3 protein-coding genes and 2 pseudogenes are annotated in these 3748 nt (G+C 45.6%); all 5 read right to left on the reverse strand.

Annotation, left to right across the window (positions count from 1 at the left end; translation table 11 throughout):
* Positions 1-361 precede the first annotated feature (361 nt).
* Complete coding sequence (locus I8752_RS30060; RefSeq protein WP_214435861.1) at positions 362-1954, reverse strand: AAA family ATPase; 1593 nt, start codon at positions 1952-1954, stop codon at positions 362-364.
* A gap of 3 nt (positions 1955-1957) precedes the next feature.
* Positions 1958-2401, reverse strand: a complete 444-nt coding sequence (locus I8752_RS30065) for a DUF1257 domain-containing protein (protein WP_214435862.1) — start codon at positions 2399-2401, stop codon at positions 1958-1960.
* Between the two features lies 1 nt (position 2402).
* Positions 2403-2840: a DUF1257 domain-containing protein gene (locus I8752_RS30070; RefSeq protein WP_214435863.1), complete on the reverse strand. Its 438-nt coding sequence runs from the start codon at positions 2838-2840 to the stop codon at positions 2403-2405.
* A 97-nt stretch (positions 2841-2937) separates the two neighbouring features.
* Positions 2938-3486, reverse strand: a pseudogene (locus I8752_RS30075) (hypothetical protein); the annotation flags it as partial.
* Between the two features lie 14 nt (positions 3487-3500).
* Positions 3501-3748, reverse strand: a pseudogene (locus I8752_RS30080) (IS4 family transposase); the annotation flags it as partial.

Below are 3748 nucleotides of genomic sequence, written 5' to 3' on the forward strand. Positions count from 1 at the left end.
CAGGCAATTAGAATCGTGGCAAACAGGGTTGTCAAGGCTTTTATCTGTGGTTTATGAAAAATCCCCATTTTGCTCAGTAAGCTTTGTACAATTTCCATATGGCTATCGAGTCGGTGCAAGTTTTTTCTAATCAGCACCTTAATGGCTCGATAGCTTTCTTGTCTATTCCCTCAACTAAAAATTGTCCGGAGTATTGTAATAGCGAAATTATCATCTAAAAATTTGAAGTTTTCTAATGTGTCCATAATTTATTTACCCGTTCAATCGATGAGTTTTTGGACTTGAAACTATTTTAATGACTAACTCAATAATCGAAAATCGGAAGCAAACATTTCACTGCCGATTTTCGACTTAGTAATAATCAGTTTAAATTCCGAAACCGTGCAGTCTTCAACGATTGAGTAGGTTTATCTGCAATCGCACTTGAAGCAGCCCTTGCAGTTTTCGCCCAATCTCTCATACGCTCAACCGCCGCCGCATCTTGCACCGCCAGTGGTGTAATCGTCTGCCGACAGGCTTCGAGATCCCCTAAAGAAACCTGCTGCGGTCGCCCTTCATCAAACGCCAGTAGTGCGGCTTCGGCTGCTAGCGTTTCCAATTCTGCCCCTGAGAATTTTGCAGTGTTTGCCGCGATCGCCTCTAAATACTCGTCCTCAACAGTGATGCCAAAGCGTTGCAGATGAATCCGCAGGATTTGCACTCGTTCTGGTTCAGTGGGTAGATCGACGAAGAAATTTTCGTCAAAACGGCCTTTCCTTTTGAGTTCACTGGGCAGTGCTGATGGGTCGTTACAGGTGGCGACAACAAACACACCACTCTCGCACTCGCTCATGAACGTGAGAATGTTGCCCAAGATTCGCTGTGAAACTCCAGAGGTATCGCCTTGTCCTGACAGAGCTTTTTCGATTTCATCGAGCCACAATACGCACGGAGCAATAGCTTGAGCCGTTTTAAGTGCGCGGCGAACATTCCCCTCAGATTCACCAACCAAACTACCCAGCATTGATGAAATGTCGAGTTGAAGGAGTGGTAAATTGAGAATATTGGCGATGTTCTTTGCCGAATGGGATTTTCCTGTACCTGGAGGCCCTGCCAACAGCACACCTTTGGGTTGCGGCAGATGCAGACTTCGCGCCTCTTGTGTAAACAGCCGCCGCCGTCGATTAAGCCACTCCCGCAACAAATCAAGCCCACCAAATGGGACTGTAGCTGGTTTGCCCAACTCAATACCCATTTGAGAGAGCAGCCGAGTTTTATACTCAACAACTAATGGCGTAACGGTGGCATCAATAGTAATACCATTGCTACTCAAACGCTCTTTAACTGTTAAGCGTAAGAAGTCGCTGATTTCTTCTAGGGTTATTCCGAGGGCTGCACGAGCTAAAGATTCTTTTTCAGAAGCAGACAGTGAGACAGTAAACTTAACTTTTTGCTCTTGCGCCGACTCTCCAAGATATTCTAAATACGAATCAAGATGTTCTTGAATTTGTTCAACAGTGGGTAATGGTACTTCTGCAAACGGAATCAGCCTCACCAAAGATTCGTGCAGTTGGATGTTTTGACCTAAGAAGATGATGCGTTTATCGGTGGGCTTGAGCCGGTGGTAGAGGTTTTTCACCCGCGTGACAATTTCCCAACTAAGCTGTGGTGAGTTCTTTGCAATGAAGGGGTGAACGTCACCCAGGATGAATACGCCACTGCCACTAAAATTATTGATGTACTCGAAGATATAGAGCAACGGGTCTACTTGCGGTGGTCGTTTGTACTCGCTCACGGGCTTAAATACCAATCCACCATCCGAAGCAATCTGGCATTGTTCCAGCCCGGACACTCCCAAATTCCAGAAGTAGGTCGGGCAAGAGAGTTTCTCTTGCGCTTGAGAGGTAAGCCACTGAATGATTGTTGCTTCTTCTGGGGCAATGCTATCAAAATGTATCAGTATTGAGCGTTCCATTGATTACCTCCGTGCGTATTGTTGAATTTCTTGGTGTGCTGCAAAAGTCAGGCGTAGGGTTTGTACTTGCCCGTTTGTGGTTTCAGCAATCGTGCAACAGCCAAGTCTTTCTTGAAGTTCGGCAGCTTTGGCAAGAACCATACGTTTGCCGTAGGCTGGCATCAACTGAGTAGCGTCGAATTTGCCTCCGAGTTGCCTGATGATTTCGTACTCGTCCTGGATCATCTCGTACTCAGTCCCAGTCCACTTAAAACCCATATCTGCACGAGCATTGAATGTTGAGCCAGGGACTACAATCTCTGCACTCTGCCCTTGGGAGTCACCGTAGTACCCAGTCAAGGGCTGTGGCGTTTCGTAAACTTGAGGCTGAAGCTTCAAATCCTCTAAGGCTTGCACTAAACACTCACGATTGATTAGCTTGGTTTTGACCGTTGAGAAATGAGACATTTTATCTCCTAATAGTTTGAGTTGGGAGTGACACGCGAACGGTTGTGACCGAACCATGAGTTACGGTTTCCACTACCTCACCACCCAACAGAGTGCAAAGTTTGGGCAGATATAAATTGATGTATTCTTGTTGGAGCTTGGACAAGAAATTCTGCCCCAGTCCAAGTCCTGCTTTTGCTAAACCTGTCCCTTGGTCGTATTCGCTGATTAAGCACTCGTACTCAGTACCGTTCCAGTAAAAGCCTAAATCGTTGCTTAGACTGCTGATTTGGTTTCGGGGAACAACAATATGGGCAGTTTGCTCTCGCTTGTCTCCTCTGTATCCGTACAGATTTACTGGTTTATCGTGAATCTGGGGGTAGAAGCCGAATCTCTGCAATGCTTCTACCAGACACGACTGGTCTTTAAACTTGACCAAAATTTTTGAAAAGTGCGACATAATTAGTTTTTAGTGAATAGTACAGTGCGCTGTATAATAAACAACGCACTTTTAACTAGACTCAGGAATTGAGCGATTAACTCGCTCAAACCTGTTTTTATCGGAACTTAAACGCACTAACAGTAGCCTTCGACAAGCCCACGTCAGAGCTTGCAAGCTGTTGCAGATTGCGTTGCTCGTCTACTAACTTCGAGTAGATTGCATCCATTTTCTGCTGCAACTGACTGCGCCCTTCACCACCCAAATTCTTGGATTCGATATCTGGGTCGTTAACGATAGAATCCAAATGCTCCATCATCGATTGAAGACTATTGCCAGCTTCAGGCGAAGCATTTGCTAGTAGGACACGAACCTTCTGCAAATGCTTCTCCATCTTGCGCTTAAACAAAACTGGCTTACGTCCCGGCTCCCAGTCAGCCAACTCTTCTAACAACTGCGCTGCGAGTTGTTCGCCTCCGGCGATCGCTGCTTCCTTCAACCGTTGCTCCAGGTTTTGGTCGTACTGGTTGATAAACTGAGTGATTTGATTGAGGCATTCGGCTTGTTGCTGGCTGAGTTGTTCGGACAGTGCCGGGATAATCACGGGTCTTGATATTACCACTTGCAAACAGTCTTCCAATTCACTCAGAGTGGGGAATGCTTCAAGGGGCGACAAGCGAGTTAAAGAGCTTGCTGTATAAGCTTCATAGCCCTTAAACCTCGCTGATAATATGCTTGCTTATTGCGACTGAAACCGACCAGTTCCTCGACCCATGCTTGACACTCATGCCAAGCGACTATCCAATTTTGACCATATAAACCTATCCAGAAATTACTATGACGTTTCTCATTTCTATTTTTTTCTTGACTACGACAAATATAGGAATCAAGTTTTTGAAATTTAGTCCTTTGTCCATGTAACCAAGCAC

It is taken from the genome of Dendronalium phyllosphericum CENA369, assembly GCF_016056275.1.
GTDB classification, from domain to species: domain Bacteria; phylum Cyanobacteriota; class Cyanobacteriia; order Cyanobacteriales; family Nostocaceae; genus Dendronalium; species Dendronalium phyllosphericum.

Bases quoted from the DNA above. Each gene is read 5' to 3' on its own strand.
- I8752_RS30060 (WP_214435861.1), bottom strand. From the start codon at position 1,954: ATGGAACGCTCAATACTGATACATTTTGATAGCATTGCCCCAGAAGAA.
- I8752_RS30070 (WP_214435863.1), bottom strand. From the start codon at position 2,840: ATGTCGCACTTTTCAAAAATTTTGGTCAAGTTTAAAGACCAGTCGTGT.
- I8752_RS30065 (WP_214435862.1), bottom strand. From the start codon at position 2,401: ATGTCTCATTTCTCAACGGTCAAAACCAAGCTAATCAATCGTGAGTGT.